Raw genomic sequence first — 1,389 nt, 5'->3', positions numbered from 1 at the left:
GTCATCACGTCCACGATCGAGACGGCCCGGGGGGTGTTCGCGCCGGGCCATCTGGGGGAGTTGACCCAGATCGTGGACTTCGCGCTGGTGGACGCGGTGTTGGAGGAGAGCGGGAGGGTCGAGCGGCGCCTGCGGCTGCTGCCTTCGCGGGTGGTGGTGTACTTCGTGCTGGCGCTCGCGCTGTTCGAGCACTGCTCGTACCGCGTGGTGTGGTCCAAGCTGACCGCCGCCCTGACCCCGCTGGCCCTGGTGCGTCCCGCAGTCTCCTCGCTGACGCGGGCCAGACGCAGGGTGGGGGCCGCACCTCTGCGGCGTCTGTTCGAGACGCTTGCCGGGCCCCTCGCCCGCCCTGGGCAGGCTGGGTCCTTCTACCGGGGCCTGCGCACGGTCGCGGTGGACGGGACGCTGCTGCACACCCCCGACGACGAGACGCTCACCTGGCGCTACCCCAAGCGGGCCGGAGAAACCCTGGAGTTCGGCTATCCGCTGCTGCGTCTGCTGGTGCTGGTCGAGTGCGGCACCCGCGCGCTCATAGCCGCCGTCTTCGGACCGGAATCCGAGGGTGAACTCCCCTATGCCAAGCGGCTTCTGACCGCCCTGGACCAGACGATGCTCCTGCTGGCCGACGCGGCCTTCGACGGCAACGAGTTCCTCGACGCCGTCCACCACAGCGGGGCGCGGTTCCTCGTCCGGTCCGGAGCCCGCCGTGTCCCCACCCCGGCCGGGCACCTGGGCGACGGCTCCTACCTCGCCCGCATCGGCTACGGCGTCCTGCCCAACCTGCTGACGGTGCGCGTCATCGAGGCGTCCATCACCGTGACCCTGGCCGATGGCACCGTCCGCACCGAGCAGTGGCGCCTGCTCACCAGCCTCCTCGACCCGACCGCTCACCCAGCTGCCAGGCTCGTGGATCTCTACCACGAGCGGTGGCAGTCGGAGACGACGTACTTCTCGATCAAGGCCACGATGCTGGACGGCCGTGTCCTGCGCTCCCGCTGCCTGACCGGCCTCGACCAGGAGGTCTACGCCCTGCTCACCACCTACCAGGCCTTGATCCGTGCCGCTTCCGATACCGCCTGCACCCGGCCCGGCCTGGACATGGACCGCATCAGCTTCACCGTCCTGCAGACCACCGCCGCCGACACCGTCACCACCGCGACCGCGATCCTGCCACCGGCAGGACCCGCCGACCTCGTCGGCACCATCGGCCGGGCTGTCCTCGACGCCCTGCACCCCGCCCGCCACCGGCACCGCGTCAAGGCCCGCACCCGCAAAAACCCCACCAGCAAGTACGGCCCGAACGCCGGACAACACCCCAAGACCAGCCAGAACTACACCCTCCACACCACCGTCACGTTCTTCGAACACGGACTCTCGAACCGCTCAAGG

1 protein-coding gene is annotated in these 1,389 nt (G+C 70.1%); it reads left to right on the top strand.

The window, feature by feature from the left end; all coding sequences use genetic code 11:
- A partial coding sequence (locus tag ACWD4P_RS38240; protein WP_449782826.1) for an IS4 family transposase occupies positions 1 to 1,389 on the top strand: 1,389 nt, incomplete at both ends.

This window comes from Kitasatospora sp. NPDC002543, from assembly GCF_053594915.1.
This window is presented reverse-complemented; position numbering and strand designations above follow the sequence as displayed.